This is a genomic window from Nocardia sp. NPDC003999 (genome assembly GCF_053604885.1).
In genome coordinates this window covers 104,210-130,167 of record NZ_JBSGIB010000020.1, presented here as the reverse complement: position 1 = coordinate 130,167, position 25,958 = coordinate 104,210, and the positions used below count along the sequence as shown (strand labels likewise).

The 25,958-nt window shown below is 70.8% G+C and carries 14 protein-coding genes; 3 read left to right on the top strand and 11 right to left on the bottom strand.

The window, feature by feature from the left end:
* Positions 1-34: 34 nt before the first annotated feature.
* Complete coding sequence (locus tag ACWESM_RS29610; protein WP_379255809.1) at positions 35-1,033, top strand: Gfo/Idh/MocA family protein; 999 nt, start codon at positions 35-37, stop codon at positions 1,031-1,033.
* Here ACWESM_RS29610 and ACWESM_RS29605 read toward each other — a convergent pair.
* The 5 genes from ACWESM_RS29605 to ACWESM_RS29585 form a co-directional block, all read right to left on the bottom strand.
* A complete protein-coding gene (locus ACWESM_RS29605) occupies positions 1,016-2,260 on the bottom strand; it encodes a glycosyltransferase (protein WP_452494543.1) in 1,245 nt (414 codons plus the stop codon). The genes ACWESM_RS29610 and ACWESM_RS29605 overlap by 18 nt on opposite strands.
* The gene (locus ACWESM_RS29600; RefSeq protein ID WP_364434903.1) at positions 2,257-3,348 is read right to left on the bottom strand and encodes an alpha/beta hydrolase; all 1,092 of its coding nucleotides are present in this window, start codon (positions 3,346-3,348) and stop codon (positions 2,257-2,259) included. Before ACWESM_RS29600 ends, ACWESM_RS29605 begins: the two co-directional genes overlap by 4 nt.
* Positions 3,348-5,624, bottom strand: coding sequence for a thioester reductase domain-containing protein (locus tag ACWESM_RS29595; protein ID WP_452494542.1), 2,277 nt, complete (start codon positions 5,622-5,624; stop codon positions 3,348-3,350). Before ACWESM_RS29595 ends, ACWESM_RS29600 begins: the two co-directional genes overlap by 1 nt.
* Positions 5,621-15,604 (bottom strand): HAD-IIIC family phosphatase, encoded by a 9,984-nt coding sequence (locus ACWESM_RS29590; RefSeq protein ID WP_452494541.1) that lies wholly within the window; start codon positions 15,602-15,604, stop codon positions 5,621-5,623. The genes ACWESM_RS29595 and ACWESM_RS29590 overlap by 4 nt, the downstream gene beginning before the upstream one ends.
* Before the next feature lie 88 nt (positions 15,605-15,692).
* Positions 15,693-16,985, bottom strand: a complete 1,293-nt coding sequence (locus ACWESM_RS29585) for a glycosyltransferase (protein WP_364434912.1) — start codon at positions 16,983-16,985, stop codon at positions 15,693-15,695.
* Positions 16,986-17,392: 407 nt separating this feature from the next.
* Between ACWESM_RS29585 and ACWESM_RS29580 the strand changes: the two genes are divergently transcribed.
* On the top strand, positions 17,393-18,133 hold the full coding sequence (locus tag ACWESM_RS29580) for a class I SAM-dependent methyltransferase (RefSeq protein WP_452494538.1): 741 nt from the start codon (positions 17,393-17,395) through the stop codon (positions 18,131-18,133).
* Positions 18,134-18,225: 92 nt separating this feature from the next.
* Here ACWESM_RS29580 and ACWESM_RS29575 read toward each other — a convergent pair whose 3' ends face one another.
* The 6 genes from ACWESM_RS29575 to ACWESM_RS29550 all read right to left on the bottom strand — a co-directional run bounded on the left by ACWESM_RS29575 (position 18,226) and on the right by ACWESM_RS29550 (position 24,933).
* On the bottom strand, positions 18,226-19,797 hold the full coding sequence (locus ACWESM_RS29575; RefSeq protein WP_452494537.1) for a copper resistance CopC/CopD family protein: 1,572 nt from the start codon (positions 19,795-19,797) through the stop codon (positions 18,226-18,228).
* On the bottom strand, positions 19,794-20,495 hold the full coding sequence (locus ACWESM_RS29570; protein WP_364434921.1) for a YcnI family copper-binding membrane protein: 702 nt from the start codon (positions 20,493-20,495) through the stop codon (positions 19,794-19,796). The genes ACWESM_RS29575 and ACWESM_RS29570 overlap by 4 nt, the downstream gene beginning before the upstream one ends.
* Complete coding sequence (locus ACWESM_RS29565; RefSeq protein WP_364434924.1) at positions 20,492-21,916, bottom strand: PLP-dependent cysteine synthase family protein; 1,425 nt, start codon at positions 21,914-21,916, stop codon at positions 20,492-20,494. Before ACWESM_RS29565 ends, ACWESM_RS29570 begins: the two co-directional genes overlap by 4 nt.
* Entirely contained in the window at positions 21,913-22,764 is an 852-nt protein-coding gene (locus tag ACWESM_RS29560) for an ABC transporter ATP-binding protein (protein ID WP_355080558.1), read from the bottom strand. Before ACWESM_RS29560 ends, ACWESM_RS29565 begins: the two co-directional genes overlap by 4 nt.
* Positions 22,758-23,711 (bottom strand): ABC transporter permease, encoded by a 954-nt coding sequence (locus ACWESM_RS29555; protein ID WP_364434928.1) that lies wholly within the window; start codon positions 23,709-23,711, stop codon positions 22,758-22,760. The genes ACWESM_RS29560 and ACWESM_RS29555 overlap by 7 nt, the downstream gene beginning before the upstream one ends.
* Before the next feature lie 82 nt (positions 23,712-23,793).
* Positions 23,794-24,933, bottom strand: coding sequence for an ABC transporter substrate-binding protein (locus ACWESM_RS29550; protein ID WP_452494534.1), 1,140 nt, complete (start codon positions 24,931-24,933; stop codon positions 23,794-23,796).
* 654 nt (positions 24,934-25,587) lie between these two features.
* On the opposite strand from ACWESM_RS29550, the gene ACWESM_RS29545 reads away from it, so the two are divergent.
* Positions 25,588-25,923, top strand: coding sequence for a histone-like nucleoid-structuring protein Lsr2 (locus ACWESM_RS29545; protein ID WP_355080564.1), 336 nt, complete (start codon positions 25,588-25,590; stop codon positions 25,921-25,923).
* Positions 25,924-25,958 lie beyond the last annotated feature (35 nt).

Sequence of the window (25,958 nt, the reverse complement as noted above, 5' to 3'; positions counted from 1 at the left end):
CGGCACAAGCGGTCCCATTGCTACAGTCGCGCCCATGACGCAACCCGGACCGCCCCTGCGGATCGGCATCCTGGGCGCCGCACGCATCGCGCCCGCGGCTCTCGTGCGGCCCGCCGCGGCGAGCCCGGACGTGGTGGTCGCCGCCGTGGCCGCCCGCGAGCCCGGACGCGGACGCGCGTTCGCCAGGAAGCACGGCATCGCGCGGGTCTTCGACAGCTACGCCGCACTGATCGCCGCACCCGACATCGACGCGGTCTACAACCCGCTGCCCAACGGTCTGCACGGCCGGTGGACCAAGGAGGCGCTCGCGGCGGGCAAGCATGTGCTGTGCGAGAAGCCGTTCACCGCCAACGCCGCCGAGGCGCGGGAGATCGCGGCGCTGGCCGCGACGTCGGACCGGGTGGTCATGGAGGCGTTCCACTACCGCTACCACCCGATGACCAGGCGGGCCGAGGAGATCATCGCCTCCGGCGAACTCGGCGAGCTGGTGCGGGTGGACACCGCGATGTGCTTTCCGCTGCCGCGGTTCTCGGATATCCGCTACGACTACACCCTCGCAGGCGGGGCGCTGATGGACGCGGGCTGCTACGCGGTCCACATGGCGCGGGTCTTCGGCGGCGAGAATCCGGATGTCGTCGCGGCGACGGCGAAATTACGTGGCCAGGACATCGACCGCGCGATGAGCGCCGAGCTGCGCTTTCCTTCCGGTCACACCGGACGGCTGCGTTGCTCGATGTGGTCGTCGGACGTGCTGCGCATCGGTGCGCGAGTGGTGGGCGAACGCGGTGAACTGCGGTTGCTCAATCCGGTGGCGCCGCAGCTGCCGCGCAGGCTGTCGGTGCGTTCGGAGCGCGGCAGTCGCACCGAGCAGGTCTCGCGCCGCAGCACCTACGCCTATCAGCTCGACGCCTTCGTCGCGGCGGTGCGGCACGGCGAGCCGGTACTCACCGCGCCGGACGACGCGGTGGCGACGATGACGGTCATCGACGCGATCTACGCGGCCGCGGGTTTGCCGCTACGGCAACCGGCCTGACGCGGCGATCGCCTCGGTGTAGACCGCGACCAGGCGTTCGGTGAACCGGGACTGCAGCGTCCGATCCGCGTGCCGCGCCAGCACCTCGCGCATGGCGTCGAGCCGGTCCCGCTGCTGCGCCAGCAGGCGCAACGCCTCGGCGAGCGCGTCCGTCGAGGCGTCGCGCGCACGGAATTCGCCGCCTTCGGGGACGGTTTCGGTGACGTCGGGGTCGCAGTGCAGCACCGGAATCCCGGCCGCGACCGCTTCGAGCAGCACCATGCCCTGCGTGTCGCACCCGGCGGACGGGAACAGCAGCACGTCGTTGGCACGCATAGCCGTAAGGCACTCCGCCTGGCTCACTTCGCCGTGCAGCCGGACTCGCTCACGCAGGCCGGGCCGGTCGACGGCCGAGCGCAGGCGCGTTTCCTGCGCTCCCGCACCGTAGATGTCCAGGGTGCAGCCCTCGGCCAGGCGCACCGCCTCGACGGCGTCCAACGGTCGCTTCTCCGCGGAGAAGCGACCGCACCACAGCACCCGCAGCCGGTGACCCCGGTCGCGGGAACGCTCCGGGAGGGCGCGCACCAGATCGTCGTCGACTCCGTTGGACACCACGTGCAGCGGCCGATCCACCCCGTGAGCGGCCAACCGCTGCGCGAAATGCCGTGTCGGCACCACGACGTGGTCCGCGGCCTGTGCCTGCGCGACGAGCGGCCGCCAGGCGTGCCGCGCCGTTCGGCTTTCCGGCAGGCGCGGCAGCTCCTTGCGCAAGCCGACGAACCCGCCGTGCAGCACGCGCATGGTGAGGGCGGCGAGGTAGGGAAACGGCGAATTGCGCTCGATGAAGGAATCGTCGCGGCTGTGCATGGACTGGACGACGGGAAGTCCGTGCCTGCGCGCGGCGCGCAATCCGGCGATGCCCGCGCCGTAGGTGGTCTGCGCGTGCACGACGTCGAAACCGCGCTCGGCGAAGACCGTGTCGATGAGGCGCGCGTTCCTGCGGGTCGGCAGCGCCACCGGATACCCGTTCACGCTCATTCCGCCCGTGGTCGTGAGAACGACGATCCCGGAGTCCGGCGGTGTGGGCTCCGGCGGGGGAATGGTGAACACGGTGACGCGATGCCCGAGCCGCTCCAGCGCCGCGCGTTGTGCGCGCATCGACGTCTGGATGCCGCCGAGGGTGGCGGGGTGGAAATCCGCGAACATCGCGATGCGCAGCGAACGTCCGTCGCCCGGTGGCTCGCTCACGCCGTATCCCGCGTTCGGGGTGTGGAGCAGCCGTCGAGGAATTCGAGGATGTGCCCGTACACGTCGAGTGCGGAGCCGCGTCCGAGGAAGGTGTCGAGATGGCCGTAGGAAGGGATCTCGACGTAGCGGACATCCAGCCCGGGGTGCCGTGCGGTGAGCACGTCGTGGCACAGCTTGTTGGAGTCGAGCCAGACTTCGTTGCGGCTGCCCGACAACAGCAGGACCGGGCAATCGATCCGGTCGGCGTGGTCCAGCGCGTTCTCCGGTAGCACGCGGTAGCGGTCGTCGTTGTCGTTCCAGCGCTGCACGGCATGCGCCAGCTCCATCCGCCGCAACTGGGGCAGAACATGCACCGGGACCGGCCCGAACAGTTGCGCCAAGCGGTCGTGGGTGCGCGGATCGAGATGGTCGTGGACGAACAGCTCGGCACCCATGCCCCAGCCGCCGTGGACCATCCGGCAGGTGGGGTCTGTGCATTCCCCTTTCCGGGTGAGCAGCGCGTACAAAAGCGTTTTCCGCGACCACAGCCCGACTTTGCGGAAATCGGACTCGAGGTGATGGACGCGGGAGCCGAGCAGTTCGCCGCCGACGAGCACGCGCATCCGCACCGCGGCGCTCACTTTCGGAGTGAGGAACACGCCTTGGGCGACGACTCCGGCGAGGCCGGGCACCAGTCCCGCGGCCATGCTCATCGACAGCGCCAGGGCGCCGACGCAATGCGCGACCACGAACAACCGCCGGTCGCCGATGCGTCCGCGGATCTCCTCGACGGCTCCCGGCAGGTCGTAGAGCGCCACGTCGTCGAAGCTGAAACGCGGGCCTGCGGCGTTGTAGGGCAGCCGACAGCTGCCGCGCCAGTCCAGCAGCCACGGCTGGTATCCGGCGTCGACGAGAGCGTCGACGATCGTGCGGATCTCCGGCAGCAGGAACATCTCCGAGGACACGCCGTGGCCGTGGACCAACAGAACCGAGGGCCGCTCGGGATCGTCGACGACCACGCGCCGCAGGCCGAGCAGGGTCCCGTCGGCGGTGCGGAACGGGATCTCCTCCACGACCGGTGCGGCTCCGGGCCGGGTGGGGGTGAGCATCAGCGCGACTCCTTCGCGTTGCGGCGCAGATCCAGCAGTTCGGTGCCCACGCGCAGCGCCGGTTCCAGTAGGCCCTTGCCGAGCTGGGATCCGAACCAGCTCAGCCACAACAGTTTCGCGGTCCGCCGCTGGCGTTCGGACAGGCGTGGATCCACCTGGATGCCGTCGATTTGATCGTGCAGGTAGGTGTGCAGGGGGACCGCGACCTCGCCCGCGAGGCTCGCCGGTTGGTCCTCCCGGCCGAGTTCGACGGTCAACGTGCGTGCCTGCCGGATGATCGTGCGGCGCGCTTCGGCGTATTTGTAGCCCGACAGCCACCACGTCCCGCCATCGGCGTCGCGCAGCGACAGCCGGTAGTGCATCAGCGGGTGTTTCAGTCCGTGCCGCATCGGGATGCCGTCGTGCGGACGCACCGACGCCACACCGGATACCGTGAGCGGGCCGTCGTGCAGACGCGCGCACCGCAGCTCGCCCCCGACATCGACCGTGCGCCCGGCCACCAGCTGGTGGGTGCTCGCGATGGACAGCCGCAGGTTGAGCGTGCAGGAAGAGTCCGCCGCCGCGTCGACGGGCCCGATCGTGCCCACCAGGGTCTCCGCGAACCACAGATACGGTGGGTCCTCCGGCCGTGGCAGCCGTGCCAGGCCGGTGCCCGCGAGCATCTCCAGCGTTTTGTGTTGCGACCGGGCGGCGTAACGGACCGGTTGGGGCAGGTTGTGCGCGCGCAGGAAGGCGCGGGTGCGTTCGTCGGTCGCGGCCGGAACGGACGCCATCGTCTCCAGCGGATGACGCGCGGTAGGGCTGCCCAGCACCTGCGCCAGCGATTCCAGCTCCGGGACCGGCTCGGTGCGGATCCGCTCGACCACCTCGTCACACCAGGCGGCCCAGTGCCGCACCCGCATGTCCATGCCGATCGCCGCCGATTCACCCAGCATCTGCTCCAGCGTGGTCGGCGTGCCGGTGAGATGGTAGTTGTGGCCCCACGCCGTCGGCGCGCACACGATCGCCGCCGCGACCTTGCTCACCCAATCGACCGGGGCCACATGGAGATTGCGCAGCGCGGGGACGGTGCCGAACCGCGACAGCGCCGCGATGATGCCGCTGTTGAGGTCGCGCGGATTGTGCGCGCCGGTCTCGCGGTGCCCGCCGATTCCACCGGGGCGCAGCACCGTGACGACCAGTCCGTGTTCGCGGGCGCGCCGCAGGACGGCCTCGGCCGCCCATTTCGTCCGGTCGTAGCCGATCACGAGTTTGCCGATGTTCGCCACCGGATCGTCCTCGCCCATCGAGGCGATGCCGAGCTCGTTGAACACCGCGATGGAGGAGACGTGGTGCAACGGTTTCGGTCGTCCGGTTGCCGCCAGCCGGGCCAGGGTCAGCGGGCCGAGCACGTTGCCGCGGCGCAGCGACCGGTAGCCACGCAGGAAGTCGACCGCCGCGCCGACGTTGACGATCGCGTCGATCTCGTCCGCCAGCGCGGCCCACGCTTTCTCCGAGAGGCCGAGATTCGGTTCACGCAGGTCGCCCGGCAGCACTGTCACCCGCCTGCGCACCTCCGGCGACCACGGCAGCAGGAAACGCGTCAACGCCGCGGCCAGCCGGTCCACGGCGTCGGCGTCGTCGCGCGCGCGAACGAGGCAGACGACGTGGGCGTCACTGCCGCGCAACAGGTCCAGCAGCAGGTGGCTGCCGAGGAAGCCGGTGGCGCCGGTGAGCAGAACGCGGCGCGGCGCGACCCGCTCCGGCGGGTCCGTGAAGGGCAGCCGGTCGGCTCCGGCGACGTCGGCCATGAGCTGCGCGAGTTCGTCGTCCACGGTATCCGCCACCGGCGACGGCGTTTCGCGTTCGGTGGCTTCCGCTCGCGCGCCCAGCCAGCGCTGCGCCAGCCTGCGCGGCCGCGCGTCGGCGAACACGTCGTCCAACTCGAAGTGGACGTCGAGTTCCCTGGCGAGCGCCGCCACGAATCGCACCGCGGCGACGGATGTTCCGCCGCCGTCGAAGAAATCGGTGTCCGGCCCGAGAGGTTCGACGGTGAAGCGGTCGGCCACCTGGATGACCGCCGCCGTGAGCGAGTCGGTGTCCCACGCGCCGGGACGCGCGATCGCCGCCGTCGCGGTGGCCACGTCGCCGCCCGCGCGGGCCAGCAACGCGGACACGTCCAGACCGCCGCCGCGTTCGATCGCCTCGGCGAGGTCGCGCCGATCGGCTCGCTCGGCGGGCGGCGGATACCCGCCGTTCGGACTGCGCACAGGAAACTCCTTGTCGGCCATGGTCATCGCGCCCAGGATCGGAACGTGCGCAGGCGATCCAGCGGCACGTCGACCTCGATTCGTTCGCTGTCGATGTCGCCGCCGCCGAGCGCGGCGGCCAACCGGCGGGCGGGCACGTTGCGCGCGGTGCGGTGCACGGTCATACGCACCGTCGCGCGGTCCAGCGCCGCCGCGCGGTCGGCCAGCCAGCCGAGCAGGCGTTCCTCGACGCCGCGGCCGAGGGCGCGGCAGCTGAGATGCCATCCGCGCACCCACAGCGCGGTCGCGTCGGTGTGCACCGCCAGCACGGCGATCGTCCCGTAGTCGCCGAACCGGTCGCGCGCCACGGCGGTCCACACCTCGCCGTCCTCCCGCCAGCGGTCGACATCCTGGTCGGTGCTCGCGCCCAGGGCGAATTGGCTGGTGCGCCGGACCAGTTGGACCGCACGCGTCAAGCCGTGGTCCGACAGCGGCTCGACGGTCACCTCCAGATCCAGTTGGTCCAGGAACTGCGCGAAATCGACGTGCTCCCTGGCCAGGTCGCGTTCGCGCTCGTACTGGTAGAACTCCGCACGGCCGGCGTCCTCCGCGGTCACCGCCACCGGTGTCACCGGCCACAACCGGGTCAGGAACGCGGTCAGCTCCTCGATCGGGGGACAGGTCACCGCGAGCACTTCCGGCAGGCGGGAACGCATCTTCGCGATCTCGACCGGGTTGTCGTCCAGATAGACCACGTCCTCCAGCGCGAGGCCCAACGTTCGCGCCGCCGCCTCGAGCCGGTCGGTCTTGCTGTCCCACCCGGTGCAGACGAGGGTGAAATCGGTGGCGCGCAGCGGACTGTCCGGGCGGTCCAGCACCGCCTGGACGGAATCCTCGTCGTTGTTGCTGATCAGCACCAGCAGCGTGCCCGCGGCGCGCCATTGCCGCAACCGCCGCGCCAGCGAGCGCCGCGGCGGATCGAAAGTGACCGCCGCGGGGCCGATCTCACCCACCACGCCACTCCACAGTGTGTCGTCGCCGTCCACGGCGATGACCTTCGGCGCGGGCAACAGGGCTGTGCGGGCGACGGCGGCGAGCGTCAGCGCCATCGCCGCCTGGAACTCCTCGGTGAACGGCAGGTGTGCCAGCGCGTCGGTCTGCGCGTCGAAGCGATGCGCCACCCGGTGGTCGCGAGTCCAGTCGGTTTCGGTGAGAACCGCGACGCCGGGGATCTCCCGTAGCCGCTCGGCGGTCAGCCGGTCCCACCGCGTCAGTCGCCCATCGGGTTCGGGCGACGGGAGGACGCCGACGATGATCGGAACGCGCGCGCGTTCGGCCGCTTCCCGGACGGCGGCGGGATACCGTGCGGCGAGTTCATCGAGATCGTCGTCGGTGAGCGGTCCGAATCGCTCCAGGTCCGCCGCGCGCAACAGCACGATGCCCAGGGCGGTCGACGGTTGGGCGAAGACCCCGGACGGGTCGCGCAGCCCGGCCGGCACGTGGTGGTACGGCGCCTCGAACACGGTCGGACCGTCGATGCCGTGAGCGTGTGCCGCCGCCCGATACAGATCCGGCAGCTTGCCCAGCGCGAACGTGGCCGCGAACGCGACGCCGCGCGGCGCCTCCGGACGCGCGGGGCGCACCGGCAGCCCGGGACGCTCCACCACCTCCTCGAGCAGCGCGAGGTAGTCGCGCCCGAGCCGGGTGCAGCTCGCGTCATCGATGATGTCGGCGTTGTAGGTGAACCAGATGCGGTCCGCTCCGGAGAGCACCGCCACCATGAGGTCGAGATCGGAGTATCCGGTGCCCACCGGAATCAGGTCGGCGCGGTGCACCGGCGCATCGGCCCGCAGATAGTTGAAGTACACCTCGACCAGCGGCGCGTTGTCCCGATACAGGCCCTCCGCGGCGAGCGTGGCGAGTACGTCGGAGAAACCCGCTCCCGGCACCAGCAGGCGCCGCAGCCGGTCGCCGGTCCTGCGCAGTAGGTCGTCGATCGACTCGCCGGGCTCGACGGCCGCCGGATACGGCACGGGCACACCGAAGTAGCCGACCGCGGTCGGCGCGTCGGCGTGGATGCGGGTGTCCACCGGCACGGCGAGCGCGAAACGATCGGTGTCCTGCCGCCGGGCGAGCAGCACTGTCAGCGTGCCGAGGAACAACGCCGCGGGCGTGATACCCAGCTCCCGAGCGCGTCGCGCCGCCCGCTCGCGCAGCCCCGCGGGCAGCTCCAGCAGCACCTCGCCCGCACGATGGGTGCGCTGGGCAGGCCTGGGCCGGGCGAGGGTGAGTTCGAGGCGGCGGCATCCGGCGAATTCCGCGCGCCACTCGGCGTCGGGCTCGGCCTGCGGCGCCTGGGCGGCGAGCAGATCGTGCATGTCCTTGTTGGACAGCGTGTCCGGGAATTGGGCGCCGGACAACTCGGCGCCGATCTCTCCGGCGACCAGCACCATCGACTGGACATCGCACATACCGTGGTGGGCTCCGAAGACGAGCTCCTGCTCGCCGGAATCGGAACTCAGCAGTTCGAACCGCCACAGCGGCCCCTCCGCCAAGTCGAACGGCTCGCGCATCAGCTCGCGGAACCGGACGCGCGTGACGGCGTGATCGAGCCGATCGACGGCCGACGAGCGCAACAGCGGCCCGCCCGGTCGGGACCGCACCTGCAACCGGGTGCCGTGCTCGTCGCTGGGCACGATCACCGTGCGCAACGCCGCGTGCCGCGCGGCGAGGCGATCGAGAATCGCGTCCAGTTCGGCGTGTTCCACCGTCCTGGGCAAGCGCATGGCCAGCCCGCCGGTCTGGGCGACGCTCGGAATGCCTTGCTGGGCCGTGCGCAGCAGCCGCATCAGATCGCGGGTGACGGGCAGCGTGACGACCTCGGGGACGTCCTGGTCGTCCGGGCGCGCGGCGGGCTCGCCCGTCTGCGTGCGCGCCGCCTCGCCGACGAGATATTCCGCCAGCGCGGCGGGACTGCGACCGGCGAAGATCTCGCTCAGCGGCACCAGGATGCCGGTGTCGTCGCGCAACCGGTTGCGCAGTTCCACCGCCATCAGCGAGTCCATGCCCAGCCCCTGGAACGACCGGTCCGCCGTAATGGCCTCCGCACCGGAGTGCCCGAGCACGTCGGCGGCCCGGCGCGCCACCACGTCGATCGCGATCGCGGTCGCCTCGCCGGGCGGCAATCCACGCAGCCGCTCGGCGAACCGGGACCGCACCGACGGGTCGGCGGCGTCGCGGTGCACGACCGTTCGGCGCGAGGGCGGACGGATCGCCCCGCGCAGCAGCAGCGGAACATACGGTGCGCGCCGCATCGCGTCGGCATCGATCCGCAGCGGCGCCAGCACCGGCTCGTTCCGTCGCAACGCCGCGTCGAAGGCGGCCAAGCCGTCACGCGCGCCGAGCGGGCGCACGCCGGAGCGTTCCATGCGCCGGATGTCGGCCGCCGCCATCACCTCGTGCATGTCCAGGCTCCACGGACCCCACGCCAGCGACTGCGCGGGCAGGCCTCGGGCGACGCGATGGGTGGCGAGGGCATCGAGGTAGGCGTTGGCGGCGGCGTAGTTCGCCTGCCCGGGATTGCCGAGAAGGCCCGCGACCGAGGAGAACAGCACGAAGCACGACAGGTCCATGCCCGAGGTCAGCTCGTGCAGGTGATACGCCGCGTCGACCTTCGGCCGCAGCACCGCTTCGAGACGTTCGGGCGTCAGCGAGCCCAGCGTGCCGTCGTCGAGCACCATCGCGGCATGCACGACGCCGCTGAGTGTGCGTCCGCGCAGCATTTCGGCCAGCGCGGCACGGTCGGCCACATCGCAGCGGGCGAAGACCACGTCAGCGCCGAGGCCGGTGAGCTCGGCGCGCAGGTCCTCCGCGCCGGGGCCGTCGGCGCCGCGGCGGCTGGCGAGCAACAGCTTCGTGACCCCGTGCGCCCGCACCAGATGCCGCGCCAGCAGCGAGCCGAGCCGCCCCGGCGCTCCGGTGACGAGTACGAAACCGTCGCCGAAATCGGGGGCGGCACCACCGGACACCGGAGGACGCACCAGACGCGGCGCGAACAGGACGCCGTCACGCACCAGCGCCTGTGCCGCGCCGGAGGCGAGCACCGTCGCGACGTCGACCTCGGCGTCAGCACTGTCGACCAGCACGATGCGGTCGGGGTTCTCCGACTGCGCTGTGCGGGCCAGGCCCCAGACCGCCGCTCCCGCGGTGTTTTCGATGTCCTCGCCGGGCAGCGCCATCGCCCCGCGGGTGCGTACCACGATGGTCGCCGCCGCGAGTCGCGGATCGTCCAGTGCCGCCTGCAGGCCTGCGAGCGCGCGCCGCACCGCCGTGTGCACCGTATCGATCGAATCGCCTCGAGCGGCTTCGATGATCACCGCGTCCGGCGCGGGCTCGTGCGGACCGAGCCGCGACCAGGCGACGGCGGTGACCGGCCGCGGCGTCATCGGCGTCGGAAGCGCCGCCCACTCCGGCCGGAACAAGGTGCGGTGCGCGGTGGACAACGCGCTGTCGAGCAGCTGCGCCTCGGGTGCGGGCCGAAGGAGCAGCGACCGTATCGACACGACCGGTTGTCCGGTGTGATCGTCGGCCATGACCCGCACCCCGCCGGAGTCGTCGAGCGAGATCCGGACCCGCAACGCCGTCGCGCCGGAGGCATGCAAGCGCACGCCGGTCCAGGCGAACGGCAGCAGCGCCGAACCACTCTCGTCCCCGCCCAGCAGCAGCGCCGCGTGCAGCGCGGAGTCGAGCAACGCGGGATGGATCTCGAAGCGTGCGGCATCGCCGTGGGCGTGCTCCGGGAGCGCCACGTCGGCGAAGACGTCCCCGCCGCGCCGCCACGCCGCGCGCACCGACCGGAACAGCGGCCCGTAGCGATGCCCGCGATCGGACAGTCGCGCGTACATGTCCTCGACGTCGACGGCCGTCGCCCCGGCCGGAGGCCACCGGTCGGCATCGAGGCCGCCGGAATCGGTCTCGTCCGTCGCCGCCAGAATCCCGCGGGCGTGCAATGTCCACGAGGTGTCGAGATCGCGTTCGAGTCGCGAGTGGATCGAGACGGGTCGGCAACCGTCGGCGTCGGCGTCGGCGACCACCACCTGGATCTGCACCGCGGCCTCCTCGGTGAGCACCACCGGGGCGTGCAGCACGAGTTCGCGCACGTTTCCGGTGTCCACCTCGTCACCGGCGCGGATGGCGAGTTCGACCAGAGCGGTGCCGGGCAGGACGACCGCGGCGGGCGCGGCATGCTCGGCCAGCCACGGATGGGTCCGCAGGGAGATCCGGCCGGTCAGCGTCACACCGCCGGAATCCGGTTGCGGCACAACAGCGCCCACGAAAGGATGGCTCGCGGACCGCAAACCCAGCGCCGCGGCGTCCTCGGACACCGATTCGGTCCAGAACCGCCGCCGGTCGAAAGCATAGGTCGGCAGGTCGACGCGGCCGTGCGCGGGCGTGAGGCGGGTCCAGTCGAGGTCGTGGCCGGCCACCCACAGCGCGGCCAGGGCGCGGGCCAGACTGCGCGGACCGTCCTGGTCACGCACCAGCGAGCCGACCGCGACGACCTCGTGACCGGTGTCCTCCGCGACGGCTCGCACCGCCGTGGTCAGCAGTGGATGCACGCCGAGTTCGACGAAATACCGGTATCCGTCGCCGATCATCCGCTCGATCGTGCTCGCGAACCGGACCGGTTCCCGCGCATTGCGGTACCAGTAGTCGCTGTCGGCGGGGTCGGTCATCCGCCCGCCCAGCACCGTCGAGTACCAGGGAACGACCGGCGCGGCGGCGGCCGCCCCGGCGAGTTCGTCGAGCAGTTGCCGCCGGATGGGCTCCAGCAGAGCGGAATGCCCGGCCAGCGCGGGTCCCGCGGCCAGCATCCGCACGTCGACCTGTTCGTCCTCCAGTTCGCGCACGAGCGCCTCGACCGCCTCGCGCGCTCCCGCCACGACCGTGGAGCGGGGGATGTTGATCGCCGCGATCGATACCGCTGTGTCCGACGCCAGCCGTTCTTCGAGTCGCTGTGCGGGCAGGCCGATCATCGCCATCGCGCCCTGCTCGGTGATGCCGGCCATCAGGCGGCTGCGTGTCACGACGACGTGGGCGGCTTCGTCGAGGCTCAGCGCACCGGAGACGTAGGCCGCGGCGATCTCGCCCTGGCTGTGGCCGATCACGGCATCCGGTATGACGCCCGCGTCCCGCCAGGTGGCCGCCAGCGCCGCCATCGTGGCGAACAGCAGCGGTTGCACGAGGGTGAAGTCGCCCAGTTGCGCCGCGGTGAGACCGAACAGCGCGGTCGCCAGCGACCATCCGGTGCGGTGCCGGAACGCTTCATCGCAGCGCGCGAACTCGGCGCGGAACACTTCGGAGCGAGCCAGCATGTCACGTGCCATCCCGGCCCACTGCACGCCCTGCCCGGGGAAGACGAATGCCGTCTTGCCCGCGGTGAGCGCCGCGTCCGCGCCCACGACCACATCGGGCGCCGCTCGGTGCTCGACCAGATCGGCGAGTGCGGAGAGCATTCCGCCCCGCTCGCCCGCCACGACGACGGCCCGCCATTCGAACGGCGTGCGGTGCAGAGCCAGCGAGCGGGACACGGGTGCGGGATCGAGTGTGGGATCTTCGGTGAGGTGATCGAGCAGGCGTCGGGCTTGACCGTGCAGCGAGACCCGGTTGCGTGCCGAGATCGGCAGCAGCGCGATCCCGCGATCGCCCGGCTCGTCGTCGAACGGGCCGGACTCGTCGTCGACGGCGGGCGCTTCTTCGAGAATCAGGTGGGCGTTGGTGCCGCTGAGCCCGAACGCGCTCACTCCGGCGCGGCGGGGCCGGTCGCCTCTCGGCCACGGCGCCGAATCGGTCCGCACGGCCAAACCGCTACCGTCCCAATCGATCTGCGACGTCGGCGGCCCGTCATGGGCCATCCCCGGTATCCGCTCGTGTTGCAGCCCGAGTACCAGTTTGACGACGCCGCCGATGCCGGCCGCCGCTTGGGTATGGCCCACATTGGATTTCAGCGAACCCACGCCGAGCGGGCGTTCGGGCTCCCGGTCGGGACCGAAGACGCGCGCCAAGGCGCGTGCTTCGATCGGATCGCCGAGGGCGGTGCCGGTGCCGTGCGCCTCCACGTAGTCCAGATCCGCGGGCCTCAGCCCGGCGGCGCGCAACGCCGCCTTGATGACCTGCTCCTGCGCGAATCCGTTGGGCGCGCTGATACCTTGGCTGCGCCCGTCCTGGTTGACCGCGGAGCCGCGGACCACGGCCAGCACCCGGTCGCCGTCGCGCCGGGCGTCGTCGAGCCGCTTCAGCAGCACCAGACCGGCGCCCTCGGCCCACACCGTGCCGTCCGCGCCCGCCGAGAACGGCGCGCACCGTCCCGACGGCGACAGCACACCGAGTTTGCACAGCTCCACGTGCGCGGTCGGTCCCATCAGCAGCGTCGCGCCGCCGGCCAGGGCCAGATCGCATTCGCCCGCGCGCAGCGCCTGCGCGGCCAGATGCATGGCGACGATCGATGAGGAACAGGCCGTGTCGAGGGTGACGGCGGGTCCGTGGAAACCCAGCGTGTACGCGACCCGCCCGGAGGCCACACTCGGGGAGAGCCCGGTGCCGACCTGCCCGTTCAACTGGCTCGGAGCGGGGTCGGCGAGATAACCGGTGCTGTACACCCCGAAGTACACCCCGGTCGTGCTGCCCTGCAGCTGTCTGGGGTCGCGGCCGGACCGTTCGATCGCCTCCCAGCTCAGCTCCAGCATGAGCCGCTGCTGCGGGTCCATCACCGCCGCCTCGCGCGGGCCGATGCCGAAGAACGCGGCGTCGAACTGGTCGACCTGGGTGAGGTAGCCGCCGCGGAAGGTGTAGGCCTTGCCTTCCGCCGCCGGATCCGGGTCGTAGAGCCCGTCGACGCTCCAGCGTCCTGGCGGCACCTCCGACAGACCGTCGCGTCCGTCGTCCAGCAGGCGCCACAGCGCTTCCGGATCGTCGGCGCCGCCGGGAAACCGGCAGGCCATCGCGATGATCGCGATGGCGTCGTCGCTGCGCTCCTGCTGCGGAACGGGCGCGTCCTCGGTTGCGGTATCGTGCAGCGCCGCCACGACTTGCGCGATGGTCGGGTGCTCGAAGAACAGGTTGGTGTCCAGACTCCGCCCGACCCGGTCGGAGAGCTCCACGACGAGTTCCACCAGATCCGCTGAGCCGAGACCGAATTCGACCAGCGGCCGATGCACGTCGATGCGCGCCGGATCGAGGTAGGCCAGCCGGGCGATGATCTCCACCAGCCAGCTCCGCATCTCCTCGGCGCCGAGGACCTCGCCTCGCGGTGCGCCCGGCGGTGCACCGACCTCGTCGAATTCTCCGCGGACAGGGGACACCGGCGCGAACTCGTCGTCGAGATACGCCGCGCGGCAGGCTTGTCGCTGAACTTTGCCGCTGCTGGTCTTGAGCAGGGCGCCGGGCCGGATCAGGACCACCGATCGCAGCGTCAGCGCGTGTTCCGCGCCGATCGCCGCGCGGATCGCTGCTTCGGCGTCGGCGAGCTCGGCGGGATCCTCGGTGCGCACTTCGGCGACCACCACGGGCAGCTCTCCGTCGATGCCCCCGTCCACCGAGAACGCAGCGACGCACCCAGGGCGGACGGCCTCGTGCGCGGACTCGACCGTCGACTCCAAGTCCTGCGGGTAGTGGTTCTTGCCGTCGATGATCAGCACATCTTTGCGCCGGCCCGTGACGAACAGCTCACCGCCGGAGAAGAATCCGAGATCGCCGGTGCGCAGGAAAGCGCGATCGTCATCGTCCAGCCCGGCATGGAAGGTCTCGGCGGTAGCCGTCTCGTTGCCCAGATACCCCGCGGCGACACTGGTTCCGGTCACCCAGATCTCGCCCTCGACGCCGTCGGCGCACGCGGTGTGCCGGTCGGGATCCACGATGACGATCGACAGCCCTTCGGCCGGGCGCCCCACACCGACCAGCTCGGACCGGCCGGGCGGCAGGATCACCGTCGGCGGCGCGCCGAGCCGCGCGGCGCTGACGATGAGCGTGGCCTCGGCCAAGCCGTAGACCGGCTGGAACGACTCCGCCCGGAATCCCGTACTCGCGAAGGTGTCGGCGAACCGGCGCACCGTGGCCGGACGCACCGTCTCCGCACCGTTGAACGCCACTCTCCAGCAGCTCAAGTCGAGGCGGTCGATCTGTTCGGAAGTCATGCGGCGCAGGCACAGCTCGTAGCCGAAATTGGGGCCGCCGCTGGTGTGCGCGCCGAACGTGGAGACCGCTTGTGGCCAGCGCTCGGGGCGCTGCAGAAAATCCTTGGGCGACAACAGCACCGCGTTCGCGCCGACGAACATCGTCTGCAACACGGGGGCGATGAGCCCCATATCGTGATACATCGGCAGCCAGCTGACGAACAGCGCGTCGGTGAGCGAAGCCAGCAGATCCGGCGTATGGCCCAGTGCCGTGGCGATGGCGCGTTCGTTGTGCAGCAGGTTCGCGTGGGTGACCACGACGCCGCGCGGCGCGCTCGTCGAACCCGAGGTGTACTGCACGAAGGCGACCGAGTCCGGCCCGACGGCGGGCCTGCGCCACGAGGCGGCCGCGTCGTCGGGGATCTCGTCGGTCGCCAGCCAGGCCGGCTCGCCCAGTTCGGGCAGGTGCTCGATCGGCGCGGTGGCGTCGGCGCGGACCTGGGCGGTGGTGAGCACCGCGTCCACGCCGGCATCGGCGACCAGGTGCCGCAACCGCCGCAGGGAGCGGGGGTCCAGCTGCGGCAGCGGGGCGGGCACGGCGACGACGTTCGCGGCCAGACAGCCGAAAAAGCTTGTGATGAAATCCAATCCGGACGGGTACAGCAGCAGAGCCCGGCGGATGCCGCGATCCTGCAACGCGGCGGCGATCGCCCGCGCCCGGGCAGACACCCCGGCATAGGTGATGTCGTCGATGGGGCCGTCGGCGTCGCCGGTGCGCAAGAAGCGGTACGCGGTCGTGGCGGGCACGGTCTCGCCGCGGGTGAGCAGGATATCGAGGAACGAACGGTAATCGGTCATGCGGTACAACCTTCGGAACTCGACGGTCACGGTTGTCGTGCGCTCGCCGGTCGCCGCCGCGATCGGTCCGCGGCGGCCGACCGGCAGCTCATGGTCGGGGGGTCGCGGCGGCGAGTTTCTCGACGGCGTCGACCGCCGCGGGCACGCCGTTCTCCTTCGCGGCCGTGTGGCCGACCTCTGCCGCTCGCTGCCGCACCTGGGGCGTCAAGACCTGCGCCAACGCGCGATGCAGACGATCGGTGGTGATCGTGCGATACGGGAAGGTCGCTCCGATGCCGAGCGCGGCGATGCGCCAGCCGTAGAAGAATTGATCGCTGTGCACCGGGATCACCACGGCCGGGATCCCCGCTCGCACCACGTCATGGGTGTTGCCGCTGCCGCCGTGGTGCACCACCGCGGCGCACCGCGGCAGGACGCGGTCGTAGTCGAACGAATCGATGATCAGCAGGCTGCGGTCGGCGCTGAACCCTTTCGGGAATCCCTCGCCTTTCACCGTGACGAGTGCCCGTGCGCCCAAGCGCGCGCAGACCGTCGCGATCATCTCGCGGCATTCCACCGGATCCAGCACGGGCATTCCGGTCATGCAGAAATAGATGGGCGGTGACCCTTCGCCCAGCCACGCGTCGAGCTCCGGATCGATGACCGCTTCGCCCCAGGCGTCACGCAGCGGCTGCGGCAGAACGGAAGCGCCCACGATCGTCGCGCGGTCCGGCCAATCGTGCGGCTTGGGCAACAGCATCGGGCTCACCATGTGGACCAGCGGTATCCGCTCCGCACGCAGGCGCCGGAAAGGATTGCGCGGCCTGCCGGGCAGGCCCATGTGACGGCGCAATTGCCGGTCGACCTTGCGATACAGGAACGTATAGGACCATTCGAACAGGCTGTAGCTCGCCCGTGACAGCGTGCGCGACGAGGTCATGTTCTTCGCCATGAACGACGACGGGAACTCATCGGTGCGTTCGAGCGGATAGGGCAGGCAGCCCAGTACCGGCGTCCCGGTCTTCTCGCGGAACTCCATCGCCCACGGCAGCGTCGACGCGCAGGCGACGACGACGTCCGCGGACGTGCAGGCGCGCAGGAGTACCTCGTGCATCGCGACACCGCGCTCACCTTCGATGATCCGCACCGTGTCGAGCATGATGCGCACGAACGGCAGCGTCTTGCCGGAGGCCAGCGCCCGCTTGGCCGCGGTCGTCTCGAGCAGTTCCGCGGCGTCGAAGGGGATCACATGGGGTTCGAAGCCCGCGTTGCGCACGATCTGCGCTTGATTGCGGGTGGCGGTGATGTCCACCTCGTGACCGCGGGCGCGAAATTCCTGCGCCAACGCGAGATATGGTTGATGATCGCCCCGGGTACCTGCGGGCAACAAGGCCACACGCATACTATCGACTTCCGCTCGTGCACTGGGCTCGTCCGGCCGAATCCCACGAATCGGCCGACATCTGGTTCGTTGTCGGGGTCCGCCTCCCGCGGACGTCCGCTCGCTCGACAGAGTTCGGAACGGTACTCGGCCCCCCGCCGTTCTCAACGGGCCGATTGCCTGTCTGCAGAATCGAGAGTTGGTCCTTTCGTTCGAACGATGAGCCGACGGACCGCGCCGAACCCGGCGTGGTCGGTTCCGCGAAACCGGCGCAGGCCAGTATCCCGGCTCGACCGGGCGTCGTCCAGACTAGGCGCGGACCGGGGTGCGTTCTTCTCAGTGCTGGGAGGTAGCGGCCCGGGAACCCACGGCCGAGCCGACCGGAAAACAAGGGGCGTCAAGCGGATCCGGCGCGCTACGGTGCCCGGATGCGCGATACCGACGATTACTTCGGCGAGCAGGTCGCGGCCAGCTATGACGAGTCCTCGGCCGCGATGTTCGAGCCGGGCGTCGTCGACCCGGCGGTGACCTTTTTGGCAGAGTCGGCCGAAGATGGCCCGGCCTTGGAATTCGGCATCGGAACGGGGCGGATCGCCTTGCCGCTCGCCGCGCGCGGAGTTCCCGTGCACGGCATCGATACGTCACCCGCGATGCTCGCCCGGTTGCGTGCCAAGGCCGGCGGCGACGAGATCGCCGTGACCGTCGGAGATTTCGCGTCCACGAAGCTGACGTCACGATTCTCGCTGGTCTACCTGGTGTTCAACACGATCATGAACGTGACCACCCAGGCGGGTCAGGTCGCCTGCTTCCGCAACGCGGCGGCCCACCTCCGACCCGGCGGCCGCTTTGTCGTCGAAGTCATGATGCCCGGACTGCGCGGGCTGGCGCCCGGCCGCAACACGGTGCTGTCTCGGACCGGATCGTCGAAATGGGCCTACGACGAGTACGACATCGCCACGCAGACAATGAGTTCGAACTACCTCGAGGTCGTCGAGGGACGCGGCAGTTACCGATCGATTCCGTTCCGCTACGTGTGGCCCGCGGAATTGGACCTGATGGCCGAGATCGCCTGCCTGCGGCTGGATGCGCGGTGGGACGGGTGGACACGCGAACCGTTCACCAGCGAGAGCCGCGGACACGTCTCCGTCTGGCAGAAGCCCGGCGGCTGAGCCCGGCGCTGCGGGTTGCGTCGTCGTCCGAGGCGACGTGTCCTCGCCGTTCGTGACGAACGCGCGGAACGCGCTGGGGCGTACCGATCCCGTCACCACACGCGATAAGGCACGGTGGCGGTATAGCCGGTGGTGCGGTCCAGGAGGACGGTCAACCGCAACTGCCAATAGCCGGGGAGGGCAACGCGCACCGGTTGGGAAACGAAATAGTGCGGGCCCAGTTCGACGGGCTCGATCCGTCGGAAGGGAACGTCGATGGGGCCCGAGGCATCGCCGGTACGGGTCAGTCGGCCGGTGACGGCGGAGGCGTCGATCGGGGTTCCGCTCGCGTCGCGCAGGTGGACGGTCAGCTCTTGTTCGCCCGCACCGGCGCCGTCGACGGTGACCTCGGCTCGTGCCCGGCCGAGGTCGGCGGTCACCGTGATCCGCGGGTCGTAGGCGTCCCTGGCCGGTGTCGTGCCCGCGAGGACGCCGGTCACCACCAGAACGGCCGCCAGAAGGACGAATTCGAGGCGCAGCGCCGATTGCGGAACGCGGCCGCGAACGATTCGTCGCGCGGCGAGCACCACACCGGCCGCGGCGAGCGCCAGCGCCGATTTGAGCAGCAGGAGCCGACCCCACGACGTCGTCCACAGCGCCGCGAGCGGGTCGACCGAGCGGAGGCTCTGATAGACGCCGGTCAGCGCGAGCGCGGTGACGGCGGCGATCGCGACGCGGCCGAAGCGCGGGAGCAGGGCGGATCGGTCGGGCCGCCGCCGGACCGCGACGGCCAGCACGACGGCACCCACCCACAACGCCATCGCCAGCACATGGACCGCGGTGGAGAACAACGCGGCGGGTCGGTCTCCCCCTGCCAGGGCGTGGCCCGACGCCGCCGTCGCCACGACGATCACCGCTCCCGCGACGGCGATCACTTTCGGTCGCGACCGACCGGCCGCGAGCGCGGCACCGGCGACAGCGCGCACCACGGCCGCCACACCCGGCGAGGATGTGAGAGCCTGCGCCCACACCTGTGGATCGGCCCAGCCGTCGGGGCCGGTGAGGCGAGCCGGTGTCATGGCGAGCGCGAGCAGCGAGACGGCGACGACGGTGGCCGACCCGATCCCGGTCAGTTGCGCGACCAGCGCCGTCCTGGTCCCCGCACGCCACACCAGCAACGTCACCCCGGGGACGCCGACCGCGAGCACCACCCCGAGATATCCGACGGCGGTGAGCATCCTGGCTACGCCGTCGGCGGTGACCGCGATTGGATCACGAGGTGGATCGCCGAGGGTCAGGTCAGGCGGCACCCGGATACCGAACACACTGGAACCGCTGACCGTGTGACCGTCCGCGGACAGCACCACCCAGCTCAGCAGATACGTCCCAGTGGGCAGCTCGGGCCGCACTCCGACCACGACGGCACGGCCGCCGTCGGCGGCCGACACCGCCTCGGTGTCGACCCGGCGGCCGTCCTTGTCGGAGACAGTGACACCGGCGCCCGCCGCCGTCACCGGTTCGTCGAAACGCACCGTCACCCGCGTCGGAGCGTCCGGGATGGTCGCACCGTACGCGGGGTCGGTGGCGACGAGCACGGCATGCGCCGACGCGACCGCCGACGGAGCCAGTAATACGGCCGCGACCGCGGACAGCCCGGCCAGCAGTACGCGTGCCAGGACGGTCACCGGCTGCGCGCGCCGCGCACGAACGGCGCCGCCGCCAGAGCCAGCGCGCCGAGCGCCGCCACCAGCGCGATCCAATCGACCCATCCACCGGAATCCGAATTCTGCCCCGCTACAGGCGATTGCGCGGACGCCGCCGCGGTAGCGCCGGGCGCCTGGTGCCCGCTGTGGCCGGATTCGGCGCTCAGACGCACCACAGGAGCCGGTTTGTCGGGCGGTGTCCCGTCGGTGCTGCGTTCGATCCAGGAGACCACGGTGCCGTCGCTGTAGGTCTGGATCGCGGGCAGCGCGAGTTCCCGGACATCCGGCAGCGGACCGAGCAGCAGCCGGAATTCCCCGAATTCCCCCGGCCGCACGGCGGACCCGGGTTGCGCGGTGAACGTCACCGACGACACAGCCGAGGTCACCGTCGCGCCGTGCCCGTTGTCGATCGGCGCGGGTAGCGTGGTGCGGCGCGTCGACACATCCCATCCGGGTGTCGTGGCGGTGCGTACGACGGCGAGCGGATGGTCCAGAGGCAGGCCGACTTCCAGCCGCACGGTGCCCGCCGTCTCGGATTCCGTGGGAACCCGCAGCGTGACCACGCTGTACCCGCCGGGGGCCGCGTCCGGTGCGCCGGCCGTGACGTGCGCGGCCGCGATTCCCGGTCCGGCGCACAGCCCGGCCAGCACCATCGCGGCCGTGGCGGCGAGACGTCTCACTGCGAACCTCCCTGTCGTTCTCCGAGTTCCCGCGCCGCGGCCGTGATGCGCGCGGCGTCGACGAGCGTGATGGCCCGCCCTTCGTGCGCCACCACGACCGGCCCGGAATGGCCGGAGATCCGGGCGGCGGCGCGGGTCAGCGGTTCCGTGGTGCCCGCCACCGGCAGCGGCGGTGCCAGATGAGCGATGACGGGGTCGTCGTCCGGCGCACCGGCCAGCGTCGTCGCGACCGCCGCGCCGAGGATTTCCGGTACCACGACCGGTCCGGCCTCGTCGCGCAGCAACAGCACCGGAAGCGCGGGTGCCGCGCCGAGCAGCGTTCGAGCGTGGGCGACGGTCGCATCCGACGGGATGGTGCGCGGACTTCCGGCGACCTCGCCCACCACATCGGCCACCGTCGGTCCGGTCACTCGGTCGCGCAGCGCGAAGCCGAAACGGCCGAGCCACTGGTCGTCGAAATATTTGGTGAGATAGGAGCGACCGGAATCCGGGGCGATGACGACCACCACGTCGTCCGACCGCAGTGTCCGCGCGACCCGCAGGGCGGCGGCGATCGCGGTTCCCGACGATCCGCCCAGCAACAGCCCCTCCTCGCGGGCGAGGCGATGCAGCACCTCCAGCGCCTCCGGGTCACCGATCCGCTCGATGTGATCCACGACGGCGGGGTGATACGAGGTGGGCCACTGGTCGTCCTCGGTGTCGGGATGCCGGTAGTGTCCGACGGATTCGACGTACCAGGCACGACCGTCGCCGCCGCCGTAGACGGAGGTCTCCGGGTCGGCGCCGATCACGCGGACCGCGCCCCCGGACACCTCTTTGAGGTACTCGCCCGCGCCGGTGACGGTGCCGCCGGTACCAACGCCCGCGACGTAGTGGGTGATTCGCCCGCCGGTCTGGGCCCAGATCTCCGGACCCGTCGTCCGGTGATGCGCCGCCGGATTCGCGGGATTGTCGTACTGCCCGGCGAACCACGCGCCCGGGATCTCGGCGGCCAGCCGGGTCGCGACCGTGCGCACGTGCTCCGGATGATCGGCCGGCCGCCCGCCCGGGGTCACCCGCACCTGTGCGCCGTAGGCGCGCAGCAGCGCGAGCTTCTCCTGGCTGGTCTTGTCCGGCACCACCACGATCGTGCGGTAGCCGCGTGTCGCGGCGATGGCGGTCAACGCGATGCCGGTGTTGCCGGAGGTCGCCTCCACGACCGTGCCGCCGGGCCGCAGCTCACCGGAGGCCTCGGCGGCGTCGATCATCGACCGCGCGGCGCGATCTTTCACGCTGCCCAGCGGATTGAGGTACTCGAGTTTGACGTATACCGTCGCGGTGATCCCCTCGGTGACCCGGTTCAGCCGGACCAGCGGGGTATTGCCGATCGCGTCGGTGACGGAGTCGAAGACCCCGCTCGTGCGCGGGTGGGTTGCGGTCATGCGACGGCCCTGCCTGTCTCGCCGAGCAGCCGCAGGATCTCGCCCCGCAGCCGCAGATATTCCGGATCATCATGCGTGCGGGGCCGGGCCAGTGCGATCGGCACGTCCCGCACCACCTTCCCGGGCCGGGCGGAGAAGACCACGACCCGGTCCGCCAGCCGCAACGCCTCGTCGACGTCGTGGGTGACCAGCACGGCGGTGAACCCGTCCTCCTGCCACAGCCGGACGATCTCGGTCTGCAGCGTGGCGCGGGTGAGCGCGTCGAGCTTGCCGAGCGGCTCGTCGAGCAGAAACAGCCGCGGCCGGTTCACCAGCGCCCGCGCCAACGCCACCCGCTGCGCCATCCCGCCGGACAGCTGCGCCGGATACGTGTCCCGGAAACCGTCGAGACCGACCAGTGCGAGGGCTTCGGCCACCCGGGTCCGGTCCTCGGCCAGGGTGCCGCGAGCCTGCGGTCCGAGCGCGACATTCTGCTCCACGGTCCGCCACGGGAACAATGTCGGATCCTGGAACATCAACGCCCGGTGCGGATCCGGGCCCTCGATCGGCGCACCGTCGGCGCGCAGCACGCCCCGCGACGGCCGCTCGAGTCCCGCGAGCAATCGCAACAAAGTCGACTTGCCGCACCCCGACGGCCCGAGCAACGCGACGAACTGCCCCGCTTCGATCCGCAGGGACACGTCGGTGAGCACCCGCAGCCGGCCCAGTTGCTGGGCGCGGGTCGGTTCGGGTGCGGGCCGCCCGAGCAGGCGCTCGACGACGTTGCGCGGGCGTGCGCCCGCCACCGCGAATTGATGTGAGACCGCATCGATCTCGACCGCGCTGCCGCGTGCCGCGCCGCTCACCATCGCACCAGATCCTTCTCCCAGGCCAGCACGCGGTTGCGGACACGGAACAGCAGCAGCATGAGCGTGCGGCACACCACCACCATGATCACGATCGCCGCGTACATCCGCGGATAGGCCGCCCACCCCTTGGTCCACTGGATGTACCAGCCCAGACCGTTCTTCACGCCGAGCAACTCCGCGACGGCCAGCGCGGCCAGCGAAGCGCCCAGACCCATGAACAGTCCGGTGAAGATGCTCGGCAGAGCGCCGGGCACCGCGACCCGCCAGACGAGGAAATGCTTGGACGCCCCGAGGGTCTGCGCGACATCGAAGTAGCCGCGCGCGACCCCCGCGATGCCCGCGCGGGTGAGCACCGCCACCGGGAACCACACACCGAACGCGACCATGAAGATGCTGCCGCTGTAAGTGGTGGGGAACAGCACCAGCACCACCGGCAGCAGCGTGCCCGCCGGCACCGGGCCGACGGTCTGCAGCACCGGATTACCCCAGTAGGCAGCGAGTTTCGACCAGCCGAGAGCGATGCCGGTGCTCAGGCCCGCGACCGCGCCGATGACGAACCCGACCGCCAGCAGCAGCAGCGAATGCCACGTGCTCGACGCGAGCAGTCCCGCGTCGCTGTAGAACACCAGCAGCATCTGCTGCGGCGACGCGAAATGCGGTGGTTGCAGCCACCCGGTCTTGGCGGTGGCGAATTCCCAGAACAGCACCCAGACGCCGAGCACCGCGATCCACGGTGTCCAGTACCGCAGCCGCAGGGTGGCCGCGCGGTCGCGGTAGGCGTAGGCCGCCCACACCGTGAGCGCCGCCGTCCAGGCGGTGAACAGCACTCCGGCCGCCAGCGGCGCCGCGACGTCCAGTTCGTCCGGGACCGCGAGCGTCACCACCGCGGTCAGAGCCCACACCGCCCAGGCGAGCGCGAAGCCGAGCGTCGGCGGATAACGTGTCACCGCGGTTCCCGGCGGCCGCGTCGCAGGAGAGGCCGAATCGGCCCGGACGGGGGCGGTGTCGGCCGTTGTCGTCATCGCGGCGTCACCAGTTCAGCCCGAGATCCGCGTAGACCTTGCCGGCCAGCGCGTTCGGATCGGTCTTGCGGTCCAGGTAGCCGGTCTTGGCGAATTTGGCGATGCCGGAAGTGATCTCGCTCTCGAGTCGCGCCGCCGACGGGTTGTACCCGTAGGTCTTCAGGATCGCTTCGATGGTCGGCTGATCCGCCGCCACGTACTTGTTGTCGACTTCGATGGCCGCGGTCTGCGGGATGTTCGCGCCCGCCCATCGGCTGCCCTCGGCCCACGCGGTCACCAGCGCCCGCGCCACGTCCGGGTCCTCGCGCAGCAGCCGCCCGTTGATGGCGGTCGCGCAGCAGTAGAGCTGCCGGTTGGTGCCCTGGGAGTTGTTGGTCAGTTCGCGAGCCTTGCCCTTCAGTGTGGGCAGCAGCCCGTTGGGGTCGCTGGCCGCGATCGCGGCGATGTCCCCGCGCACCAGCGCGTCGGTCAGCTGGTCGGCGGCGAAGACCCGCCAGTCGATGTCCTCGCTCGGGTTGATGCCCGCGTCGAGCAGGTCCAACGAGAAGAACGACATCGCCGAATCGCCGATCGCGCCGACGCCGATCGGCTTGCCCCGCAGCTCGGCGACGGACTTGATCGGGCTGTCGGGTGGCACCACGATGCGCAGGCAGCCCTCGTGCAGCCCGGCGGCGAGTTTGGCGTCGATGCCCTGTTCGATCGGTTTGAGCCAGGAGAAGAAGATGCCCGGCGCCGCGTCGAGTTTGCCCGCGCCCACCGCGTCCTTGATCTCGTCGCCGCCGGTTTTGACGATCTGCACGTTCAATCCGTGCTTCTCGAAGATCTTCTCGTGATGCGCCACGTACAGCGGCGCCTCGCAGACGCCGCCGCCGTAGCCGATCTTCAGGGCGCGGTTCACCCCTCCGGCGCCGGGAGTGCGGCGTGTGGTGAGCCACGCGGCCAGGCCGCCGCCCGCGACCACCGCCGCGGCGATGCCCGCGCCCGCGAACAGCTTGCGCCGCGACAGTGCGGGAGTGTCCGGTTCCGCCGGTGCTGCTAGATCCTCGTCCTCCGGATCTACCTGGGCGGGCGGGTCCGCGGGCGCGGTGAGCGCGTCGTCCGGCTCGCAGCCCTGCTCCGGGGCGTGCTGATCGTCGTTGTCTGCCATGTGCTCGATGCCTTTCCCTGCTGGCCGACGGTTCACCGCGCCCGAGATTCCGGCGGGCAGGGCGCACCGATCAGCCGAAGCGCCGGAGGCTCTCAGGTTGGCAGCAACACCTTCGCGGAGACATATTTCGCGTCAGCGCGATCGAATTCGGCTGCCTTGTCGTCGCAGCGGCGGCGCGGGGAAGCGCAGGCGGTGGTGTTCGCAATTCGGTTGGGATGCCGTCGATCTCGCGCGTTGTCCCGCTTCGGAGGTCCGGTTCACCGACGCGACCGACCAGTGTCGTCTTGCCCGGCACCGTCGCCGACGGCGGGATCGCGTGGATTGTTCGGCTGGCCGGAGCCGCTTCGGCCGATGGCGTTGCCGCTCGAAAAAGGAAATGCAGCGTGCGAATGTCGATTGCGCACATCGGTCACCGATAGCCCGCCACCGTGTCTTTCTCCGGTCGCGCTCGCCCTGGCAGGGCGGTTTGCCACTGCGCCGGGTGCGCGGGCAATATGTGGAGGCTCGACGGTTGCCGCAATAGCTGTTCGCCGCGAACCGTCCTGCGCCGCGAGGGGGACCCCGGTGTTCCGGGGGTGGAACCGATCTGTTATTTACTGGCTACGATTGTTTTTTCGACTGCACGCGCTCGGTAACCGTGAAGGGATTATCTGTATGGCACGCAAGGTCGTCGTGACACTGGTCGATGACTACGACGGCAAGTCTCAGGCCGAGGAAACCGTGTCTTTCGCCGTGGACGGCGTGGCCTACGAGATGGACTTGTCGACGGAGAATGCCGGTCAGTTACGCGGATTCTTCGAACAATGGGTTCCGTATGCCCGCAAGGTCGGCCGTGCGCGGCGCGGCCGCGGCGGTGTCATGCGGTCGGCGAACGACCGGGAACAAGCCACGGTGATCCGGGAGTGGGCGCGCAAGAACGGCATCGACGTCTCGGCGCGTGGACGTATCTCCGCCGAGGTGGTCGAGGCGTACAAGAAGGCGAACGGGTAGCTCCGGGACAGTTCGTCTCGGTTCGTGGCCGTCCT